General features: G+C 54.6%; 14 protein-coding genes. 10 read left to right on the forward strand and 4 right to left on the reverse strand.

Annotation, left to right across the window (positions count from 1 at the left end):
- Nucleotides 1–107: 107 nt before the first annotated feature.
- Nucleotides 108–746, reverse strand: a complete 639-nt coding sequence (gene msrA / locus FDW97_RS15825) for a peptide-methionine (S)-S-oxide reductase MsrA (protein WP_032940276.1) — start codon at nt 744–746, stop codon at nt 108–110.
- Nucleotides 747–958: 212 nt separating this feature from the next.
- Between msrA and tamA the strand changes: the two genes are divergently transcribed.
- The 3 genes from tamA to FDW97_RS15840 are packed head-to-tail and all read left to right on the forward strand — an operon-like array spanning nt 959 to nt 6,812.
- Nucleotides 959–2,692, forward strand: a complete 1,734-nt coding sequence (gene tamA / locus FDW97_RS15830) for an autotransporter assembly complex protein TamA (protein ID WP_038636617.1) — start codon at nt 959–961, stop codon at nt 2,690–2,692.
- Nucleotides 2,689–6,465: an autotransporter assembly complex protein TamB gene (gene tamB, locus FDW97_RS15835; RefSeq protein ID WP_137351295.1), complete on the forward strand. Its 3,777-nt coding sequence runs from the start codon at nt 2,689–2,691 to the stop codon at nt 6,463–6,465. The genes tamA and tamB overlap by 4 nt, the downstream gene beginning before the upstream one ends.
- A 2-nt stretch (nt 6,466–6,467) precedes the next feature.
- Nucleotides 6,468–6,812, forward strand: coding sequence for a gamma-glutamylcyclotransferase (locus FDW97_RS15840; protein WP_003025723.1), 345 nt, complete (start codon nt 6,468–6,470; stop codon nt 6,810–6,812).
- A 118-nt stretch (nt 6,813–6,930) separates the two neighbouring features.
- Here the strand turns inward: FDW97_RS15840 and ppa are convergent, their stop codons facing one another.
- The gene (ppa, locus tag FDW97_RS15845; protein ID WP_038636623.1) at nt 6,931–7,458 is read right to left on the reverse strand and encodes an inorganic diphosphatase; all 528 of its coding nucleotides are present in this window, start codon (nt 7,456–7,458) and stop codon (nt 6,931–6,933) included.
- A 309-nt stretch (nt 7,459–7,767) separates the two neighbouring features.
- Between ppa and ytfQ the strand changes: the two genes are divergently transcribed.
- The 5 genes from ytfQ to FDW97_RS15870 all read left to right on the forward strand — a co-directional run bounded on the left by ytfQ (nt 7,768) and on the right by FDW97_RS15870 (nt 13,625).
- Nucleotides 7,768–8,724 carry a galactofuranose ABC transporter substrate-binding protein YtfQ gene (gene ytfQ, locus FDW97_RS15850; protein WP_006686362.1) on the forward strand — a complete coding sequence of 319 codons (957 nt, stop codon included), beginning with the start codon at nt 7,768–7,770 and terminating at the stop codon, nt 8,722–8,724.
- Between the two features lie 158 nt (nt 8,725–8,882).
- Complete coding sequence (gene ytfR, locus FDW97_RS15855) at nt 8,883–10,385, forward strand: galactofuranose ABC transporter, ATP-binding protein YtfR (protein ID WP_137351296.1); 1,503 nt, start codon at nt 8,883–8,885, stop codon at nt 10,383–10,385.
- 13 nt (nt 10,386–10,398) lie between these two features.
- Nucleotides 10,399–11,421: a galactofuranose ABC transporter, ATP-binding protein YtfT gene (gene ytfT / locus FDW97_RS15860; protein WP_038642975.1), complete on the forward strand. Its 1,023-nt coding sequence runs from the start codon at nt 10,399–10,401 to the stop codon at nt 11,419–11,421.
- Entirely contained in the window at nt 11,408–12,409 is a 1,002-nt protein-coding gene (yjfF, locus tag FDW97_RS15865) for a galactofuranose ABC transporter, permease protein YjfF (protein WP_137351297.1), read from the forward strand. The genes ytfT and yjfF overlap by 14 nt, the downstream gene beginning before the upstream one ends.
- 103 nt (nt 12,410–12,512) lie before the next feature.
- Complete coding sequence (locus FDW97_RS15870; protein WP_137351298.1) at nt 12,513–13,625, forward strand: methyl-accepting chemotaxis protein; 1,113 nt, start codon at nt 12,513–12,515, stop codon at nt 13,623–13,625.
- A 99-nt stretch (nt 13,626–13,724) separates the two neighbouring features.
- Here the strand turns inward: FDW97_RS15870 and fbp are convergent, their stop codons facing one another.
- Nucleotides 13,725–14,723: a class 1 fructose-bisphosphatase gene (fbp, locus tag FDW97_RS15875; protein WP_032940279.1), complete on the reverse strand. Its 999-nt coding sequence runs from the start codon at nt 14,721–14,723 to the stop codon at nt 13,725–13,727.
- A 175-nt stretch (nt 14,724–14,898) separates the two neighbouring features.
- On the opposite strand from fbp, the gene mpl reads away from it, so the two are divergent.
- On the forward strand, nt 14,899–16,275 hold the full coding sequence (mpl, locus tag FDW97_RS15880; protein WP_038636634.1) for a UDP-N-acetylmuramate:L-alanyl-gamma-D-glutamyl-meso-diaminopimelate ligase: 1,377 nt from the start codon (nt 14,899–14,901) through the stop codon (nt 16,273–16,275).
- Between the two features lie 98 nt (nt 16,276–16,373).
- On the opposite strand, the gene yjgA is transcribed toward mpl, so the two are convergent.
- Complete coding sequence (gene yjgA / locus FDW97_RS15885; protein WP_038636638.1) at nt 16,374–16,925, reverse strand: ribosome biogenesis factor YjgA; 552 nt, start codon at nt 16,923–16,925, stop codon at nt 16,374–16,376.
- Between the two features lie 95 nt (nt 16,926–17,020).
- Here yjgA and pmbA point away from each other — a divergent pair, with 95 nt between their 5' ends.
- Nucleotides 17,021–18,373, forward strand: coding sequence for a metalloprotease PmbA (pmbA, locus tag FDW97_RS15890; RefSeq protein WP_087857482.1), 1,353 nt, complete (start codon nt 17,021–17,023; stop codon nt 18,371–18,373).
- Nucleotides 18,374–18,422 lie beyond the last annotated feature (49 nt).

Genomic DNA, 18,422 nt, shown 5'->3' on the forward strand with positions numbered 1-18,422 from the left:
GATAAATCCGTGTGAAATACACATTGAAAACCGGCTCGTGGAAGTGAGCCGGTAAATTCAGAAGCTAGTATAGCGTAAGGTACTGTAACGTCGCCAGAGGGGGAAATTTAACCTTGTGGTGGCAAACACACGCCAATCCCGCCAATTCCACAGTATCCATAAGGGTTTTTGTGCAGATATTGTTGGTGATCGTCTTCGGCATAATAGAACGGGGTTGCCGTACTGATTTCCGTTGTAATGGTCCGCTCGTCGCCAGCGGCAGTCATCGCCGCCTGAAAACGCTCAAGGCTGGCCTGTGCTGCGGCGGTTTGCTCTGGCGTTAAGGGATAAATAGCGGAACGATACTGCGTACCCTGGTCGTTCCCCTGGCGCATACCTTGCGCCGGGTCGTGATTTTCCCAGAACACCTGCAGCAGTTGCTCGTAGCTGATAACATGCGGGTCATAGACGACGCGTACCGCCTCGGCATGCCCGGTATCGCCAGAGCAAACTTCCCGATAGGTCGGGTTAGGGGTATAGCCGCCGGTGTATCCGGCTGCGGTGCTGTACACGCCGGGTAATGACCAGAATAAACGCTCCACGCCCCAGAAACATCCCATGGCGAAAAGGGCGATTTCCATACCGTCGGGCACGTTGGTCATCGAATGTTGGTTAACCGCATGCAGCGTTGCCACTGGCATCGGGGTGTTGCGTCCAGGTAGCGCATCTGCTTGAGTAACGAGATGCTTTCTATCAAATAAACTCATGGCCGTTCTCCCGAAATCAGTCATTTGGGTTAAGGTTGTAACGAGACGCGTCTTTGCCCACAATAAACGGCATGAATACGTCTAGAGTTAAACATAAGAAATATTTGGGTTGCCGTCTGTTTTTCAACTCTTATTGTTGATTTTTTGTTAAGCCGAGGAACGGCATAGTATTTTTTTCCAGGGGTGGGAAAAAAGGATATTCAGGAGAAAATGTGCCACATATCCGTCAGTTATGTTGGGTGGGATTACTGTGCTTAAGTGGCTCCGCCGCCGCCGCGAATGTTCGCTTACAGGTCGAAGGATTATCAGGACCGCTGGAGAAAAACGTCCGTGCGCAGCTGTCCACGATTCAAAGTGATGAAGTCACGCCAGACCGACGCTTTCGTGCGCGCGTTGATGATGCCATCCGCGAAGGGCTAAAAGCGCTGGGCTACTTTGAGCCGACCATCGATTTTGAGCTGCGCCCGCCACCGGCGAAAGGACGCCAGGTGCTGATTGCCAAAGTAACCCCCGGCGAGCCGGTGCTGATTGGCGGCACCGAAGTGATTCTGCGCGGTGGCGCGCGTACGGATAAAGATTACCTGGATCTGCTGAAAACGCGCCCGGCAATCGGCACCGTGCTGAATCAGGGAGACTATGACAACTTCAAAAAATCCCTCACCAGCGTGGCGCTGCGCAAAGGTTATTTCGACAGTGAATTTAATAAAAGTCAGCTTGGAATAGCGCTTGAGCGCCGTCAGGCGTTCTGGGATATCGATTACAACAGCGGCGAACGCTATCGCTTTGGGCATGTCACCTTTGAAGGCTCGCAAATTCGTGATGAGTACCTGCAAAACCTGGTGCCATTTAAAGAAGGTGAAGAGTACGAGTCGAAAGATCTGGGGGAATTGAACCGTCGTCTGTCGGCGACCGGATGGTTTAATTCTGTGGTTGTCGCGCCGGAATTTGATAAAGCCCGCAAAACCAAAGTGCTGCCGCTAAAAGGCGTGGTCTCGCCGCGCACCGAAAACACTATCGAAACCGGGGTTGGTTATTCCACTGACGTCGGGCCACGGGTAAAGACCTCGTGGAAAAAGCCGTGGATGAACTCCTATGGCCACAGCCTGACCACCAGCGCCAGCATCTCTGCGCCAGAGCAGGTCCTTGATTTTAGCTATAAAATGCCGCTGTTAAAGAACCCGCTGGAGCAGTATTACCTGGTGCAGGGCGGCTTTAAGCGTACCGATTTAAACGACACCGAGCAGGACTCCACGACGCTTGCGGTTTCCCGCTACTGGGATCTCTCCAGTGGCTGGCAGCGCGCGATTAACCTGCGCTGGAGCCTCGACCACTTTACGCAGGGTAACGTCACCAATACCACCATGCTGCTCTATCCGGGCGTGATGATTAGCCGGACACGTTCGCGCGGCGGTCTGATGCCCGTCTGGGGCGATTCACAGCGTTATTCCATTGATTACTCCAATACGGCCTGGGGCTCAGACGTTGATTTCTCCGTCTTCCAGGCGCAAAACGTCTGGATCCGCACGCTGTACGACAAGCATCGCTTTGTGATGCGCGGTAACCTCGGCTGGATTGAAACCGGGGACTTCGACAAAGTGCCGCCGGATCTGCGTTTCTTCGCCGGGGGCGATCGCAGTATTCGCGGCTATAAATACAAATCTATTTCGCCTGAAGGCAGCGACGGTAAGCTGAAAGGGGCCTCGAAGCTGGCAACTGGCTCGCTGGAATACCAGTACAACGTGACCGGGAAATGGTGGGGCGCGATGTTTGTCGATAGCGGCGAAGCGGTCAGCGATATCCGCAAAAGCGATTTCAAAACCGGCGCCGGGGTCGGCGTACGCTGGCAATCGCCGGTCGGTCCCATCAAGCTCGACTTTGCCGTTCCTGTCGGCGACAAAGATGAACATGGTTTACAGTTTTACATCGGTCTGGGGCCTGAATTATGAGTTTATGGAAGAAGATAAGCCTCGGCGTGCTGATTTTTATCCTGCTGTTGTTAGGCACGGTGGCGTTTCTTGTCGGCACCACCTCGGGCCTGCACCTGATCTTCAAAGGAGCTAATCGCTGGGTTCCGGGGCTGGAAATTGGTCAGGTCACCGGCGGCTGGCGGGATTTATCGCTCAAAAATATTCGTTATGACCAGCCTGGCGTGGCGGTGAATGCCGGCGAAGTGCATCTGGCCGTCGGGCTGGAGTGTCTTTGGGATAGCAGCCTGTGCGTCAACGATCTGTCGCTGAAAAATATCAACGTGGCGATCGACAGCAAAAAGATGCCGCCTTCAGCACCGGTTGAGGAAGAGGATAGTGGCCCGCTTAACCTTTCCACACCTTATCCGATTACGCTTTCACGCGTGGCGCTCAACAACATCAATATCAAAATCGATGACACCACGGTTTCAGTGCTCGATTTTACCTCCGGCCTGAACTGGCAGGAAAAAACGCTGACCCTGAAGCCAACGTCATTACAGGGCCTGCTGATTGCCCTGCCTAAAGTGGCGGAAGTGGCGCAGGAAGAGGTCGTTGAACCGAAGATTCAAAACCCGCAGCCGGATGAAAAACCGCTCGGTGAAACGCTAAAAGATCTGTTCTCAAAGCCGGTGCTACCGGAAATGACCGATGTCCATCTGCCGCTCAACCTCAATATTGAAGAGTTTCGCGGCGAGCAACTGCGCGTGACCGGGGATACGGATTTAACGGTGCATAACATGCTGCTCAAAGTGAGCAGTATGGACGGCAACATGAAGCTCGACGCGCTGGATATCGACTCTAATCAGGGCACGGTAAACGCCAGCGGTACGGCGCAGCTCACCAACACATGGCCGGTAGATATTACCCTCAACAGCACGCTGAACGTCGATCCATTAAAAGGCGAAAAGGTGAAGCTGAAGGTCGGCGGCGCGCTGCGTGACCAGCTGGAAGTCGGCGTCAATCTGTCTGGCCCGGTTGATATGGACCTGCGTGCGCAAACGCGTCTGGCAGAAGCCGGATTACCGCTCAATCTGGAAGTGGTGAGTAAGCAGGTTTACTGGCCGTTTACCGGCGACAAGCAATTCCAGGCCGATGACATTAAGCTCAAGCTGACCGGCAAAATGACCGACTATACGTTGTCGATGCGTACCGCGGTGAAAGGGCAGGATATTCCTCCGGCTACCATTACGCTGGACGCCAAAGGCAACGAACAGCAGATTAATCTCGACAAACTGAGCATTGCGGCGCTGGAAGGGAAAACCGAACTGAAAGCGCTGGTGGACTGGCAGCAGGCGATCAGCTGGCGCGGGGAGTTAACGCTGGATGGTATCAACACCGCGAAAACAATCCCGGACTGGCCGTCAAAGCTGAATGGTCTGGTGAAAACGCGCGGCAGTCTGTACGGCGGAAGCTGGCAGATGGAGATTCCTGAGCTGAAGCTAACCGGTAACGTGAAGCAGAACAAGGTTAATGTAAACGGCTCGCTGAAGGGGAACAGCTACCTGCAGTGGACGATCCCGGGCCTGCATCTGGAACTGGGGCGCAACAGTGCGGACGTGAAAGGGGAACTGGGGGTTAAGGACCTCAATCTCGACGCGACGATTGATGCCCCGAGCCTGGATAACGCGCTGCCGGGATTAGGCGGTACGGCGAAAGGGCTGGTAAAAGTTCGCGGTACGGTAGAAGCGCCACAACTACTGGCGGACATCACCGCCCGCGGCCTGCGTTGGCAGGAGCTTTCCGTTGCTCAGGTTCGCGTCGAAGGCGACGTGAAATCGGCGGAGCAAATCGCCGGTAATCTCAACGTTCGCGTAGAACGGATTGTACAACCGGACGTGAATATCGGCCTGGTGACGCTCGATGCCAAAGGCAGTGAGAAGCAGCATGAGCTACAGCTGCGCATCCAGGGCGAGCCGGTCTCAGGGCAGCTCTCCCTGGCAGGCAGCTTTGATCGCAAAGAGCAGCGCTGGAAAGGGGAATTAAGCAATACCCGTTTCCAGACGCCGGTTGGTCCGTGGGCGCTCAATCGTGCGATCGCGTTGGATTATCGCAATCAGGAACAAAAAATCAGCATTGGACCGCATTGCTGGAACAACCCGAATGCGGAGCTGTGCGTACCACAAACCATTGATGCTGGTGCAGAAGGACGCGCGGTGGTGAATCTCAACCGTTTCGACCTGGCGATGCTGAAACCGTTTATGCCGGATACGACTCAGGCCAGCGGGGTGTTCACCGGCAAAGCCGATGTCAGTTGGGACACGACCAAAGAGGGGCTGCCGCAGGGGCAGGTCACGCTTTCCGGGCGTAACGTGAAGGTCACGCAAAGCGTGAACGATGCGCCGCTGCCTGTGGCATTTGAAACGTTGAATCTGACCGCCGACCTGCACGACAACCGTGCCGAGCTGGGCTGGCTGATTCGCCTGACTAATAACGGGCAGTTTGACGGAAAGGTGCAGGTGACGGATCCACAAGGGCGCCGTAACCTGGGCGGCAACGTCAATATCCGCAACTTCAATCTGGCGATGGTGAACCCTATCTTCTCACGTGGTGAAAAGGCCGCGGGGACGATCAACGCCAACCTGCGTCTGGGCGGCGATGTGCAAAGCCCGCAACTGCTTGGACAACTGCAACTGAGCGGACTGGATATCGACGGTAACTTTATGCCGTTTGACATGCAGCCAAGCCAGTTAGCCGTTAACTTCACCGGAACACGCTCAACGTTGGCGGGTGTGGTGCGTACGCAGCAGGGGGAAATCAACCTGAGCGGCGACGCAGACTGGAGTCAAATAGACAACTGGCGGGCGCGCGTTGCGGCGAAAGGCAGCCGGGTGCGGATCACCGTGCCGCCGATGGTGCGTCTGGATGTCTCGCCGGATGTGGAATTTGAAGCGACACCGAGCCTGTTTACCCTGAACGGCAATGTCGATGTGCCGTGGGCGCGTATCGTGGTCCACGATCTGCCGGAAAGCGCGGTAGGGGTGTCCAGCGATATGGTGATGCTTAATAACGATCTGCAGCCCGAGAAACCACAGACCGCCGGGATCCCGATCAACAGCAACCTGAATATCCACGTCGGTAATAACGTGCGTCTTGATGCCTTTGGTTTGAAAGCGCGTCTGACGGGCGATCTGAAGGTGGTGCAGGATAAACAGGGGCTGGGGCTTAACGGGCAGATTAATATCCCGAGCGGTCGCTTCCATGCCTATGGTCAGGATCTGATTGTGCGTAAGGGCGAGCTGTTATTCTCCGGTCCGCCGGATCAGCCGTTGCTCAATATTGAAGCGATTCGTAACCCGGATGCTACAGAAGATGACGTGATCGCCGGCGTTCGCGTCACGGGCACGGCTGATGAACCGAAAGCGGAGATCTTCTCCGACCCGGCGATGTCGCAGCAAATGGCGCTGTCCTACCTGCTTCGTGGGCAAGGACTGGATAGTGAACAGAGCGACAGTGCGGCGATGACTTCAATGCTTATTGGACTGGGGGTTGCACAAAGTGGTCAGGTTGTGGGTAAAATCGGGGAGACATTTGGCGTAAGCAATCTGGCACTGGACACGCAAGGGGTGGGTGACTCATCTCAGGTCGTTGTCAGCGGATACGTACTGCCAGGTCTGCAGGTGAAATATGGTGTGGGTATATTTGACTCCTTAGCGACACTCACGCTACGTTATCGTCTGATGCCTAAGCTATATCTGGAAGCAGTGTCTGGCGTAGATCAGGCACTTGATTTGCTCTATCAGTTCGAGTTTTAGCAATGCGAATATTTGTCTATGGCAGTTTACGAACCAAACAAGGCAACAGCCACTGGATGACCAATGCCCTGTTGCTGGGAAATTTCAGTATCGACAACTACCAGTTGTACAGCCTGGGCCACTATCCAGGCGCCGTTCCGGGAAATGGAACAGTACACGGGGAAGTTTATCGTATTGATAACGCCACGCTGGCAGAGCTTGACGCTCTGCGTACCCGTGGTGGTGAATACGCACGCCAGCTAATTCAAACGCCGTACGGAAGTGCATGGATGTACGTGTACCAACGTCCGGTTGATGGCTTAACGCTGATTGAAAGCGGTAACTGGTTAGACAGAGACCAGTACTGATATATACCCGATAAGTAAAACGCGCCACCTTCGGGTGGCGTTGTTTTATGTGCCTGCCGCACTCGCATCAGGACACAAAAAAGCCCCGACATGCGGGGCTTAGCATCAAAAGTAAGAATTACTTCTTCGCGCGCTCGAAGGAAGCAACGATTTCAGCTTTAGCAGCTTCAGCGTTGTCCCAACCGTCAACTTTCACCCATTTGCCCGCTTCGAGGTCTTTATAATGCTCGAAGAAGTGGGTGATCTGCGCTTTCAGCAGTTCCGGCAGGTCGGAAACATCTTTGATGTGATCGTATTCTTTGCTCAGCTTGGTGTGCGGTACCGCAACCAGTTTCGCATCTTCACCGGATTCGTCGGTCATTTTCAGAACGCCAACCGGACGGCAGCGGATCACTGAACCAGGCTCCAGCGGGTACGGAGTCGGGACCAGAACGTCAACCGGATCGCCATCCAGAGACAGAGTGTGGTTGATGTAACCGTAGTTGCACGGATAGAACATCGCGGTGGACATGAAGCGGTCAACGAACAGGGCGCCGCTCTCTTTGTCAACTTCGTATTTGATCGGATCTGCGTTGGCAGGGATCTCGATAACAACGTAGATATCTTCCGGCAGGTCTTTACCGGCAGGGACGTTGAGTAAGCTCATGTCTGTTTCCTTTAAATAAGCTATGGCAAACAAGTGGCGGGTATTATAGCCAACTCGCGCGGAATGTCTCCGCTTGTTTTCGCTTTCTCTGCGTCCATTTTCTTCTTTTTCTCTCTCTCCGGTGACAGAAAAATCCATATCTTCAGCCGCATTTTTCATAGTGATATGAAAGCGATTACAAACTTGTGATTAACGTTTTATTTACTTTTTTGAAGTGTGATGTAACGCAATCCGTTACATGCTCAATTGTCTATAGTTTTTTCGCGACGGTTTATTAACCAACAATAATCACCCTACGAGGACGCACTTATGTGGAAGCGCTTACTTTTAGTCACAGCAGTTTCGGCAGCCATGTCGTCTATGGCAATGGCAGCCCCATTAACCGTAGGATTTTCGCAGGTTGGCTCTGAATCCGGCTGGCGCGCCGCAGAAACCAACGTGGCGAAAAGCGAGGCCGAAAAGCGCGGAATTACGCTGAAAATCGCTGACGGCCAGCAAAAGCAGGAAAACCAGATTAAAGCAGTCCGCTCATTTGTTGCCCAGGGCGTCGATGCCATCTTTATTGCACCGGTCGTGGCAACAGGTTGGGAGCCGGTGTTAAAAGAGGCCAAAGATGCCGACATTCCGGTCTTTTTGCTCGATCGTTCCATCGATGTAAAAGACAAATCTCTCTATATGACTACCGTCACCGCCGATAACGTGCTGGAAGGCAAATTAATCGGCGACTGGCTGATTAAAGAAGTGAACGGCAAGCCGTGTAACGTCGTTGAGCTACAAGGAACCGTTGGCGCCAGCGTGGCGATCGATCGTAAGAAAGGGTTCGCTGAAGCCATCGCTAACGCGCCAAACATCAAAATTATCCGCTCTCAGTCCGGCGACTTCACCCGCAGTAAAGGGAAAGAAGTGATGGAGAGCTTTATTAAAGCGGAAAACAACGGCAAGAACATCTGCATGGTTTACGCCCACAACGATGACATGGCGATCGGCGCTATTCAGGCGATCAAAGAGGCGGGCCTGAAACCAGGCAAAGATATTCTGACGGGGTCAATCGACGGCGTACCGGATATCTACAAAGCGATGATTGATGGTGAAGCCAACGCCAGCGTCGAGCTGACGCCGAATATGGCTGGTCCGGCATTTGACGCGCTGGAGAAATTCAAAAAAGACGGCACGATGCCTGAGAAGCTGACCATTACCAAATCGATCCTCTATCTGCCGGATACCGCGAAAGAAGAGTTAGAGAAGAAGAAAAACATGGGCTACTGAGCCTTCATGAAACTGCCGGGGGCGCTGCGTTTGCCCGGCCTACATTAAGCTCTTTGTAGGCCGGATAAGGCGTTACGCCGCCATCCGGCATTTGTTGCCTGATGGCGCTGCGCTTATCAGGCCTACGAAACGCCGTGACCTCGTACCGGAGGAATGCCATGACCACCGACCAATACCAGGAAATCCTCCGTACAGAGGGCTTAAGTAAATTCTTTCCCGGCGTCAAAGCGCTGGATAACGTGGATTTCAGCCTGCGACGCGGCGAGATCATGGCATTGCTCGGCGAAAACGGGGCGGGGAAATCGACGCTGATCAAAGCGTTGACCGGTGTATATCATGCCGATCGCGGCACGATCTGGCTCGAAGGCCAGCCTGTCTCCCCCAAAAATACCGCCCATGCCCAGCAACTGGGGATTGGCACCGTGTACCAGGAAGTGAACCTGCTGCCCAATATGTCGGTAGCGGATAACTTGTTTATTGGCCGCGAACCGCGGCGCTTTGGCCTGTTGCAGCGCAAACAGATGGAAAAGCGCGCGACGGAACTGATGGCGTCGTACGGTTTTTCCCTTGATGTGCGCGAGCCGCTGAACCGCTTTTCCGTGGCAATGCAGCAGATCGTCGCCATTTGTCGGGCGATCGATCTCTCTGCGAAGGTACTGATCCTCGATGAACCTACCGCCAGCCTCGATACCCAGGAAGTTGAAATGCTGTTCGGCCTGATGCGGCATCTGCGCGATCGCGGCGTCAGTCTGATCTTCGTCACCCACTTCCTCGATCAAGTTTATCAGGTCAGCGATCGCATCACCGTCCTGCGTAACGGCGGCTTTGTGGGCTGCCGTGAAACCCATGCGCTGCCGCAGATCGAACTGGTCAAAATGATGCTGGGCCGCGAACTGGATACCCACGCGTTACAGCGTGCGGGCCGCACGTTGCTGAGCGATAAACCGGTGGCGGCGTTTAGTGATTTTGGTAAGAAAGGCACTATCGCCCCGTTCGATCTGCAAGTGCGTCCCGGTGAGATCGTCGGTCTCGCCGGACTGCTGGGATCCGGGCGAACGGAAACGGCGGAGGTGATCTTCGGCATCAAACCCGCCGACAGCGGCAGCGCACTGATCAAAGGTAAACCGCAGACCTTGCGATCGCCGCATCAGGCTTCGTGCCTGGGGATCGGTTTTTGCCCGGAGGATCGGAAAACGGATGGCATTATTGCCGCCGCCTCGGTGCGGGAAAATATCATTCTGGCGTTGCAGGCGCAGCGCGGTTGGTTGCGCCCCATTCCCCGCAAAGAACAAAACGAGATTGCCGAGCGCTTTATTCGCCAGCTTGGTATTCGCACCCCTAACGCTGAACAACCGATCGAATTTCTCTCCGGCGGCAATCAGCAAAAAGTCTTGCTGTCGCGCTGGTTACTGACCAAACCGCAATTTCTGATCCTCGATGAACCCACGCGCGGGATCGACGTCGGCGCGCATGCCGAGATCATCCGCCTGATCGAAACGCTGTGCGCCGATGGTTTGGCCCTGCTGGTTATCTCATCGGAACTGGAAGAACTGGTGGGTTATGCCGATCGGGTCATTATTATGCGCGATCGCAAACAGGTGGCCGAGATCCCACTGGCTGAATTGTCCGTCCCGGCGATCATGAACGCCATTGCGGCCTAAGGAGACTATGGTGATGCCTCAATCTCTCCCTCAATCCAATCCGCCTGAACGACGGTTTCATTGGCCCAAGGGAATGCCACAGCTGGTGGCGCTACTGCTGGTGCTGCTGGTGGACAGTCTGGTCGCGCCGCACTTCTATCAGGTGATTTTGCAGGATGGTCGTCTGTTCGGTAGCCCGATTGATATTCTCAACCGCGCCGCACCCGTGGCGCTGTTGGCGATTGGTATGACGCTGGTGATTGCCACTGGCGGCATTGATCTTTCCGTTGGCGCTGTGATGGCCATTGCCGGGGCGACGACCGCGGCGATGACGGTGGCCGGGCACAGCCTGCCGGTGGTGCTGCTTGCCGCCTTAGGCTCCGGCATTCTGGCGGGATTGTGGAACGGAGTTCTGGTGGCCATCCTCAAGATCCAACCGTTCGTCGCCACGCTGATCCTGATGGTTGCCGGGCGCGGCGTTGCGCAGTTGATCACCTCCGGGCAGATCGTCACCTTCAACTCGCCTGAGCTTTCCTGGCTTGGCAGCGGCTCACTGTTACTGTTCCCCACGCCGGTGATTATTGCGCTACTGACGCTGGTGGTGTTCTGGCTGCTGACGCGGAAAACGGCGCTGGGCATGTTTATTGAAGCGGTGGGTATCAACATTCGCGCGGCGAAAAACGCCGGGGTCAACACCCGCATTATTGTGATGCTTACCTATGTCTTGAGCGGCCTGTGTGCCGCTATCGCCGGGATCATTGTTACCGCGGATATTCGCGGCGCGGATGCGAATAACGCCGGATTATGGCTGGAGCTGGACGCTATTCTGGCGGTGGTCATTGGCGGCGGTTCGCTGATGGGCGGGCGCTTTAACCTGCTGCTGTCGGTGATAGGCGCGTTAATTATTCAGGGGATGAACACCGGGATTTTACTGTCGGGCTTCCAGCCGGAACTGAATCAGGTGGTCAAAGCCGTCGTGGTGTTGTGTGTGCTGGTTGTGCAGTCACAACGCTTTATCAGCCTGATAAAAGGAGTGCGTGGTCATGATAAAACGTAATTTACCGCTGATGATCACCCTCGGCGTGTTTGTGCTGGGCTACCTCTACTGCTTGACGCAATTTCCGGCTTTTGCTTCCACCCGGGTGATTTGCAATATCCTGACCGATAACGCTTTTTTAGGGATTATCGCCGTCGGCATGACCTTCGTGATTCTCTCTGGCGGGATCGACCTTTCCGTTGGCTCGGTGATTGCCTTTACCGGCGTATTTCTGGCAAAGGCGATTGGCTACTGGGGGATTTCTCCGTTACTGGCGTTCCCGCTGATTTTGCTGATGGGCTGCGCGTTTGGCGCGTTTATGGGATTGCTGATTGATGCGCTGAAGATCCCGGCGTTTATCATTACCCTGGCGGGAATGTTCTTTTTGCGCGGCGTCAGTTATCTGGTTTCCGAAGAGTCGATCCCAATTAACCATCCGGTTTATGACATGCTCTCCAGTCTGGCATGGAAAATTCCCGGCGGCGGTCGTCTGAGTGCGATGGGTTTGCTGATGCTGGCGGTGGTGGTGATTGGCATCTTCCTGGCGCACCGTACACGGTTTGGCAATCAAGTATATGCGATTGGCGGCAACGCCACCTCTGCTAACCTGATGGGGATCTCCACCCGCAGCACCACCATCCGTATTTATATGTTGTCTACCGGCCTGGCTACGCTTGCCGGCATTGTTTTTTCAATTTACACCCAGGCCGGTTATGCGCTGGCGGGCGTCGGTGTCGAGCTGGATGCGATTGCCTCAGTCGTGATTGGCGGTACGCTGTTGAGCGGCGGAGTGGGTACGGTTTTAGGCACCTTGTTTGGCGTGGCTATTCAGGGCCTGATCCAGACCTACATTAATTTTGACGGCACATTAAGTTCCTGGTGGACCAAGATCGCGATTGGTATTTTATTGTTTATTTTTATTGCCTTACAACGCGGTCTCACGGTGCTTTGGGAAAATCGTCAAAGCTCGCCGGTCAGCCGTGTAAGCACGGCGGCGACACCAAAGTAACGTCCTGATTTTTCAAGAGACATTTAAATACCTAAACTTTTTCCGGTTGTAGTCGATAGGTTCTGTACAGGTCTGTTTTAACCCTACAACCGGAAATATAACAATGCCAAAATCCCTTTCAATTCGATCAAGTTTGTTGGTGTTATTGTCTCTGCTGGCGTTTCTGCTGTTGCTGACCGGCGGGATGGGGCTATACGCCTCTACCCGCATTATTACTTCATTGATTTATCACGGTATTATGAGTGCAGCAATGCTGGCGGCCATCGCCTTGCTGGCGGTTATTTGGTTTATGCTGCGAAATAAGTTTCTCAAACCGCTGGATAACATTGTTGAACAGCTGGAACGTCTGGCGACAGGCGATTTGTCACCAGTTAGCGCGCTGTCGGCCAGCGCTGAATTCAACCGTCTCAACGCGGCAATGGATGAAATGCGCCATGCGCTGGGCGACTCGGTGCAACGCGTGCGTGACGCCAGCTCGCAAATTGATATCGGTAGCCGTGAACTGACGGCCGGAAACCAGCATCTGGCGCAGCGTACTGAATCGACAGCCACGTCGCTGGAACAGACCGCCGCCAGCATGGAAGAGTTAACGGCGACCGTGAAACAGAATGCGGACAACGCCGAACAGGCGCACCAGTTGGCAAAATCGGTATCGGATACCGCCGATCGCGGCAGCGAGATGGTGTGCTATGTGATCGAGAAAATGCGCGATATTGCCGGCAGTTCCAGTCGTATTGCCGACATCCTTAGCGTGATTGACGGCATCGCATTCCAGACCAATATTCTGGCGCTCAATGCCTCCGTTGAAGCGGCGCGGGCCGGTGAGCAAGGACGGGGTTTTGCGGTTGTCGCAGGTGAAGTACGTAATCTGGCCAGCCGCAGCGCCGAAGCGGCAAAAGAGATCCGCGCGTTAATCAGCGATTCGCACACTCACGTCGGTGAAGGGAGCGAGCTGGCGCAGCAGGCGGGCGAAACCATGGATGAGATTGCCACTGAGGTGATGCGCATGACTAAGCTGATGCGTGAAATCGCCAGCGCGTCCCAGGAGCAGAGTCGCGGCATAGAGCAGGTGAATATCGCGGTGATTCAGATGGATGAAACGGCGCAGCAAAATGCGGCACTGGTACAGCAGTCTTCAGCGGCTACCCGCTCGTTGGAAGAGCAGTCACATGCGCTGCTGGAGGCGATGGCGGCGTTTAAGCTACAGACAACGTAACCGAACGTAGGCCTGATAATGCGCAGTTGGTCACTGCATCATGCCGATTGCGACTTCGCTTATCCGGCCTACAACGTACAGTAGGCCGGGATAGGGCGTTTACGCGTCCGGGAACTCGCGGATAAAGCGTTCTACATCTTCAACCATATGGTCATTGCCCACGAAGAAGGAACGGCGCTGGTGCAGGCTTTCCGGAATGATATCCAGAATACGTTCTTTACCATCGCTGGCTTTGCCGCCCGCCTGCTCGGCCAGGAAGGCCATCGGGTTGCATTCGTACAGCAGACGCAGTTTCCCTTGCGGGTGGCTGGCGGTGCTTGGGTACAGGTAGATCCCGCCCTTCAGCAGATTGCGATGGAAATCCGCAACCAGAGAGCCAATGTAGCGCGAGGTGTACGGGCGCTGGGTTGACTTATCTTCTTCCTGACAGAATTTAATGTACTTCTTCACGCCATTCGGGAATTTGATGTAGTTGCCTTCGTTAATGGAGTACGTGCTGCCTTTTACCGGGAAGCGCATACGTTCCTGGCTGAGGCAGAATACGCCCAGAGAAGGATCGTAGGTAAAGGCATGTACGCCACAGCCGGTGGTATATACCAGCATGGTGGAAGAACCATAAACCACGTAGCCCGCAGCAACCTGCTTGTTGCCCGGCTGCAGGAAATCCTCTTCCGTGACCGGTGTGCCGACTGGGGTTACGCGGCGGTAAATAGAGAAAATCGTACCGACAGAGACGTTAACATCGATGTTGGATGAGCCATCCAGCGGATCCATTAGCACAACATATTTTGCGTGTTCGCAGCCTTCGAAGACGACGATTTCATCCTCTTCTTCCGAGGCAATGCCCGCCACAATGTCGCGCGCCTTCAGTGCAGCTTTCAGTTTTTCGTTCGCGAACAGATCGAGTTTCTGCTGAACCTCTCCCTGCACGTTCTCAGCACCGCTGGCACCCAGGATATCGACCAGACCGGCCTTGTTGATATCGCGGTGGATGATCTTGGCGCCCAGCTTTATTGCCGACAGCAAAGCAGTGAGTTCACCGGTAGCATGAGAAAACTCGTGCTGCTTTTCGACAATAAATTCACCTAACGTTTTCATAACACTTTCCCTGCAATTTATGTGGAGTAAAGCGACCGCAACAATATTAACAAATATTTCCATTGTTGCGCTTAGGTGAATCGCGCCAGCAAACTACGGAATATCCTGAAATGCGTTTCTCACTTGCCGGACATGTGCGTAAAATGGCCCCCAGATTAAAAAAGGATAGTGACGTATGCGCATTCATATTTTGGGAATTTGTGGCACTTTCATGGGCGGTCTGGCGATGCTGGCGCGCTCGCTTGGTCATGAAGTAACCGGTTCGGACGCCAATGTGTATCCGCCGATGAGTACCTTACTTGAGAAGCAAGGCATTGATTTAATTCAGGGTTACGATGCCAGCCAGCTCGACCCGCAGCCGGACCTGGTGATCATCGGCAACGCCATGACCCGTGGTAATCCCTGCGTGGAAGCGGTGCTTGAGAAAAACATTCCATACATGTCCGGCCCGCAATGGCTGCATGACTTTGTGCTGCGCGATCGCTGGGTACTGGCGGTTGCGGGTACGCACGGTAAAACCACCACTGCCGGAATGGCGACCTGGATCCTTGAAGCCTGCGGCTATAAGCCTGGCTTTGTGATCGGCGGCGTACCGGGCAACTTTGAGGTTTCTGCGCGTCTGGGCGAAAGCGACTTCTTCGTGATTGAGGCGGATGAGTACGACTGCGCCTTCTTCGATAAGCGTTCTAAATTTGTGCATTACTGCCCGCGTACGCTGATCCTCAATAACCTTGAGTTCGATCACGCGGACATCTTTGACGATCTGAAAGCTATTCAGAAACAGTTCCATCACCTGGTACGTATCGTGCCGGGCCAGGGACGCATCATCTACCCGGAAAACGACATCAATCTGAAACAGACGATGGCGATGGGCTGCTGGAGCGAACAAGAGCTGGTGGGTGAACAGGGTCACTGGCAGGCGAAAAAGCTGACCACCGATGCATCCGTTTGGGAAGTGTGGCTGGACGGTGAAAAAGTGGGCGAGGTGAAGTGGGGCCTGGTCGGCGAACATAACATGCACAACGGTCTGATGGCGATTGCGGCTGCCCGTCATGTTGGCGTAGCGCCTGCCGACGCGGCGAATGCGCTGGGCTCGTTCATCAACGCCCGTCGTCGTCTTGAACTGCGCGGCGAAGCAAACGGCGTGACGGTGTATGACGATTTTGCTCACCACCCGACGGCGATTCTGGCAACGCTTGCCGCACTGCGCGGTAAAGTGGGCGGCACCGCGCGCATTATCGCGGTACTGGAACCTCGGTCGAACACCATGAAAATGGGCCTGAGCAAAGACGATCTGGCGCCGTCGTTAGGACGCGCGGATGAAGTGTTCCTGCTGCAACCACCGCATATTCCGTGGCAAGTGGCGGAAGTCGCTGAAGCCTGCGTTCAGCCTGCGCACTGGAGCGGCGATGTCGATGCGCTGGCAGATATGGTGGTGAAAACCGCACAGCCTGGCGATCATATCCTGGTGATGAGCAACGGCGGGTTTGGCGGCATCCATCAAAAACTGCTGGATGGCCTGGCGAAGAAAGCTCAGGCAGAAGAAGAGTAAAAAATGCCCGGTGGCGCTACGCTTACCGGGCCTACGATGCGTTGTAGGCCGGATAAGGTATTTGCACCGCCATCCGGCACTTTCGGCAGACGAAGAGGTTACGCCTCGTTTTCTGCCAGTTCTCGCAGGTACTGGAAAATCTGACGCGCTGATTTCGGCGGCTTGTTGCCCGCTTTTTCTTTCCTGGCGTTACGCACCAGAGAACGCAGTTGCTGACGGTCGGCGTCAGGCCACAGGTTCATCACTTCTTCGATGGCTTCATCGCTGCCGTCAACCATACGGTCACGTAGTTGCTCCAGCTTATGGAAGACAACAACCTGCTGGTTGTGACGGTTTTTCAGCTTGTCCAGCGCCTGACGGATAGGATCAACATCGCGCTGGCGCAACATTTTGCCAATCAGCTGCAGCTGGCGGCGGCGACCTTCCATCTTAATGCGCTGGGCCAGCTCAATGGCGGCACGTAAATCCGCGTCGAGGGGGATTTTATCCAGCGCGTTTTTCCCCAGTTCTACCAGTTCCACACCCAGGCGTTTTAACTCCTCGGCGTCACGTTTTATTTCACTTTTACTGACCCAGATAATTTCATCGTCTTCGTCTTCGATGTCATCACCGGGAACGTCGTCGAGCCAGTCTTCGGGCTGCTTAGTCATGTCAGGCTCCTTAAAAAAAGAGGCTAATGTTACCAGTTAAGATGCGCACTGAAAAACGGTTCTCTGTTAGACTTCAGAGAAACTCTCTCTACATTATGGCATTTGCGATGAAAGTAATCTCACAAGTTGAAGCGCAGCGTAAGATTCTGGAAGAAGCGGTCTCGACGGCTCTGGAATTAGCGTCAGGTAAGTCGGATGGCGCGGAAGTCGCTGTTAGCAAGACCACGGGTATTAGCGTCAGCACCCGTTATGGTGAAGTGGAGAACGTAGAATTCAATAGCGATGGCGCGCTGGGGATTACGGTTTATCACCAGAACCGTAAGGGCAGCGCATCCTCCACCGATTTAAGCCCGCAGGCGATTGCCCGTACCGTGCAGGCCGCGCTGGACATTGCACGTTACACCTCGCCGGACCCATGCGCGGGCGTGGCAGATAAAGAACTGCTGGCCTTTGATGCGCCCGATTTGGACCTGTTCCACCCCGCGGACGTTTCCCCTGACGAAGCTATCGAACTGGCTGCTCGTGCTGAACAGGCGGCGCTGCAGGCTGATAAGCGTATCACCAATACCGAAGGCGGCAGCTTTAACAGCCACTATGGCATCAAAGTGTTTGGCAACAGCCACGGCATGCTGCAGGGCTACTGCTCCACGCGTCATTCCCTTTCCAGCTGCGTGATCGCGGAAGAAAATGGCGATATGGAGCGTGATTACGCTTACACCATTGGCCGGGCGATGGGCGATCTGCAAACGCCGGAATGGGTAGGGGCAGACTGTGCGCGCCGTACCTTATCGCGCCTGTCTCCGCGTAAGCTTTCCACCATGAAAGCGCCGGTTATTTTCGCCAATGAAGTGGCGACCGGACTGTTCGGACACCTGGTCGGCGCGATTGCTGGTGGCTCTGTATATCGCAAATCCACCTTCCTGCTGGACTCGCTGGGCAAACAAATTCTGCCGGAATGGTTGACCATTGAAGAGCATCCCCATCTGCTGAAAGGGCTGGCCTCCTCGCCATTTGACAGCGAAGGCGTACGCACAGAGCGTCGTGACATTATTAAAGAGGGCATTTTGACCCAGTGGCTGCTGACCAACTACTCTGCCCGTAAGCTGGGGCTGAAGAGCACCGGTCATGCGGGCGGTATTCACAACTGGCGTATTCCCGGACAAGGTCTAAGCTTCGAGCAGATGCTCAAAGAGATGGGCACGGGCCTGGTGGTGACTGAGCTGATGGGGCAGGGCGTAAGCGGCATTACCGGCGATTACTCGCGCGGTGCGGCGGGCTTCTGGGTCGAAAACGGCGAAATTCAGTATCCGGTGAGTGAAATTACCATCGCCGGTAACTTAAAAGAGATGTGGCGTAATATCGTCACCGTTGGCAACGATATTGAAACGCGCAGTAATATTCAGTGTGGTTCAGTCCTGTTGCCGGAGATGAAGATCGCCGGGCAATAATACCCGTCATACTTCAAGCTGTGGCGTGAATTATTGAGGGTATCTGGCG

It is taken from the genome of Citrobacter sp. wls708 (genome assembly GCF_005281255.1).
In the GTDB taxonomy this organism is placed as follows: domain Bacteria; phylum Pseudomonadota; class Gammaproteobacteria; order Enterobacterales; family Enterobacteriaceae; genus Citrobacter; species Citrobacter werkmanii.

Bases quoted from the DNA above. Each gene is read 5' to 3' on its own strand.
- FDW97_RS15870 (WP_137351298.1), top strand. From the start codon at position 12,513: ATGCCAAAATCCCTTTCAATTCGATCAAGTTTGTTGGTGTTATTGTCT.
- fbp (WP_032940279.1), bottom strand. From the start codon at position 14,723: ATGAAAACGTTAGGTGAATTTATTGTCGAAAAGCAGCACGAGTTTTCT.
- FDW97_RS15840 (WP_003025723.1), top strand. From the start codon at position 6,468: ATGCGAATATTTGTCTATGGCAGTTTACGAACCAAACAAGGCAACAGC.
- tamB (WP_137351295.1), top strand. From the start codon at position 2,689: ATGAGTTTATGGAAGAAGATAAGCCTCGGCGTGCTGATTTTTATCCTG.
- ytfT (WP_038642975.1), top strand. From the start codon at position 10,399: ATGCCTCAATCTCTCCCTCAATCCAATCCGCCTGAACGACGGTTTCAT.
- yjgA (WP_038636638.1), bottom strand. From the start codon at position 16,925: ATGACTAAGCAGCCCGAAGACTGGCTCGACGACGTTCCCGGTGATGAC.
- pmbA (WP_087857482.1), top strand. From the start codon at position 17,021: ATGGCATTTGCGATGAAAGTAATCTCACAAGTTGAAGCGCAGCGTAAG.
- msrA (WP_032940276.1), bottom strand. From the start codon at position 746: ATGAGTTTATTTGATAGAAAGCATCTCGTTACTCAAGCAGATGCGCTA.
- ytfR (WP_137351296.1), top strand. From the start codon at position 8,883: ATGACCACCGACCAATACCAGGAAATCCTCCGTACAGAGGGCTTAAGT.
- mpl (WP_038636634.1), top strand. From the start codon at position 14,899: ATGCGCATTCATATTTTGGGAATTTGTGGCACTTTCATGGGCGGTCTG.
- ytfQ (WP_006686362.1), top strand. From the start codon at position 7,768: ATGTGGAAGCGCTTACTTTTAGTCACAGCAGTTTCGGCAGCCATGTCG.
- ppa (WP_038636623.1), bottom strand. From the start codon at position 7,458: ATGAGCTTACTCAACGTCCCTGCCGGTAAAGACCTGCCGGAAGATATC.
- yjfF (WP_137351297.1), top strand. From the start codon at position 11,408: ATGATAAAACGTAATTTACCGCTGATGATCACCCTCGGCGTGTTTGTG.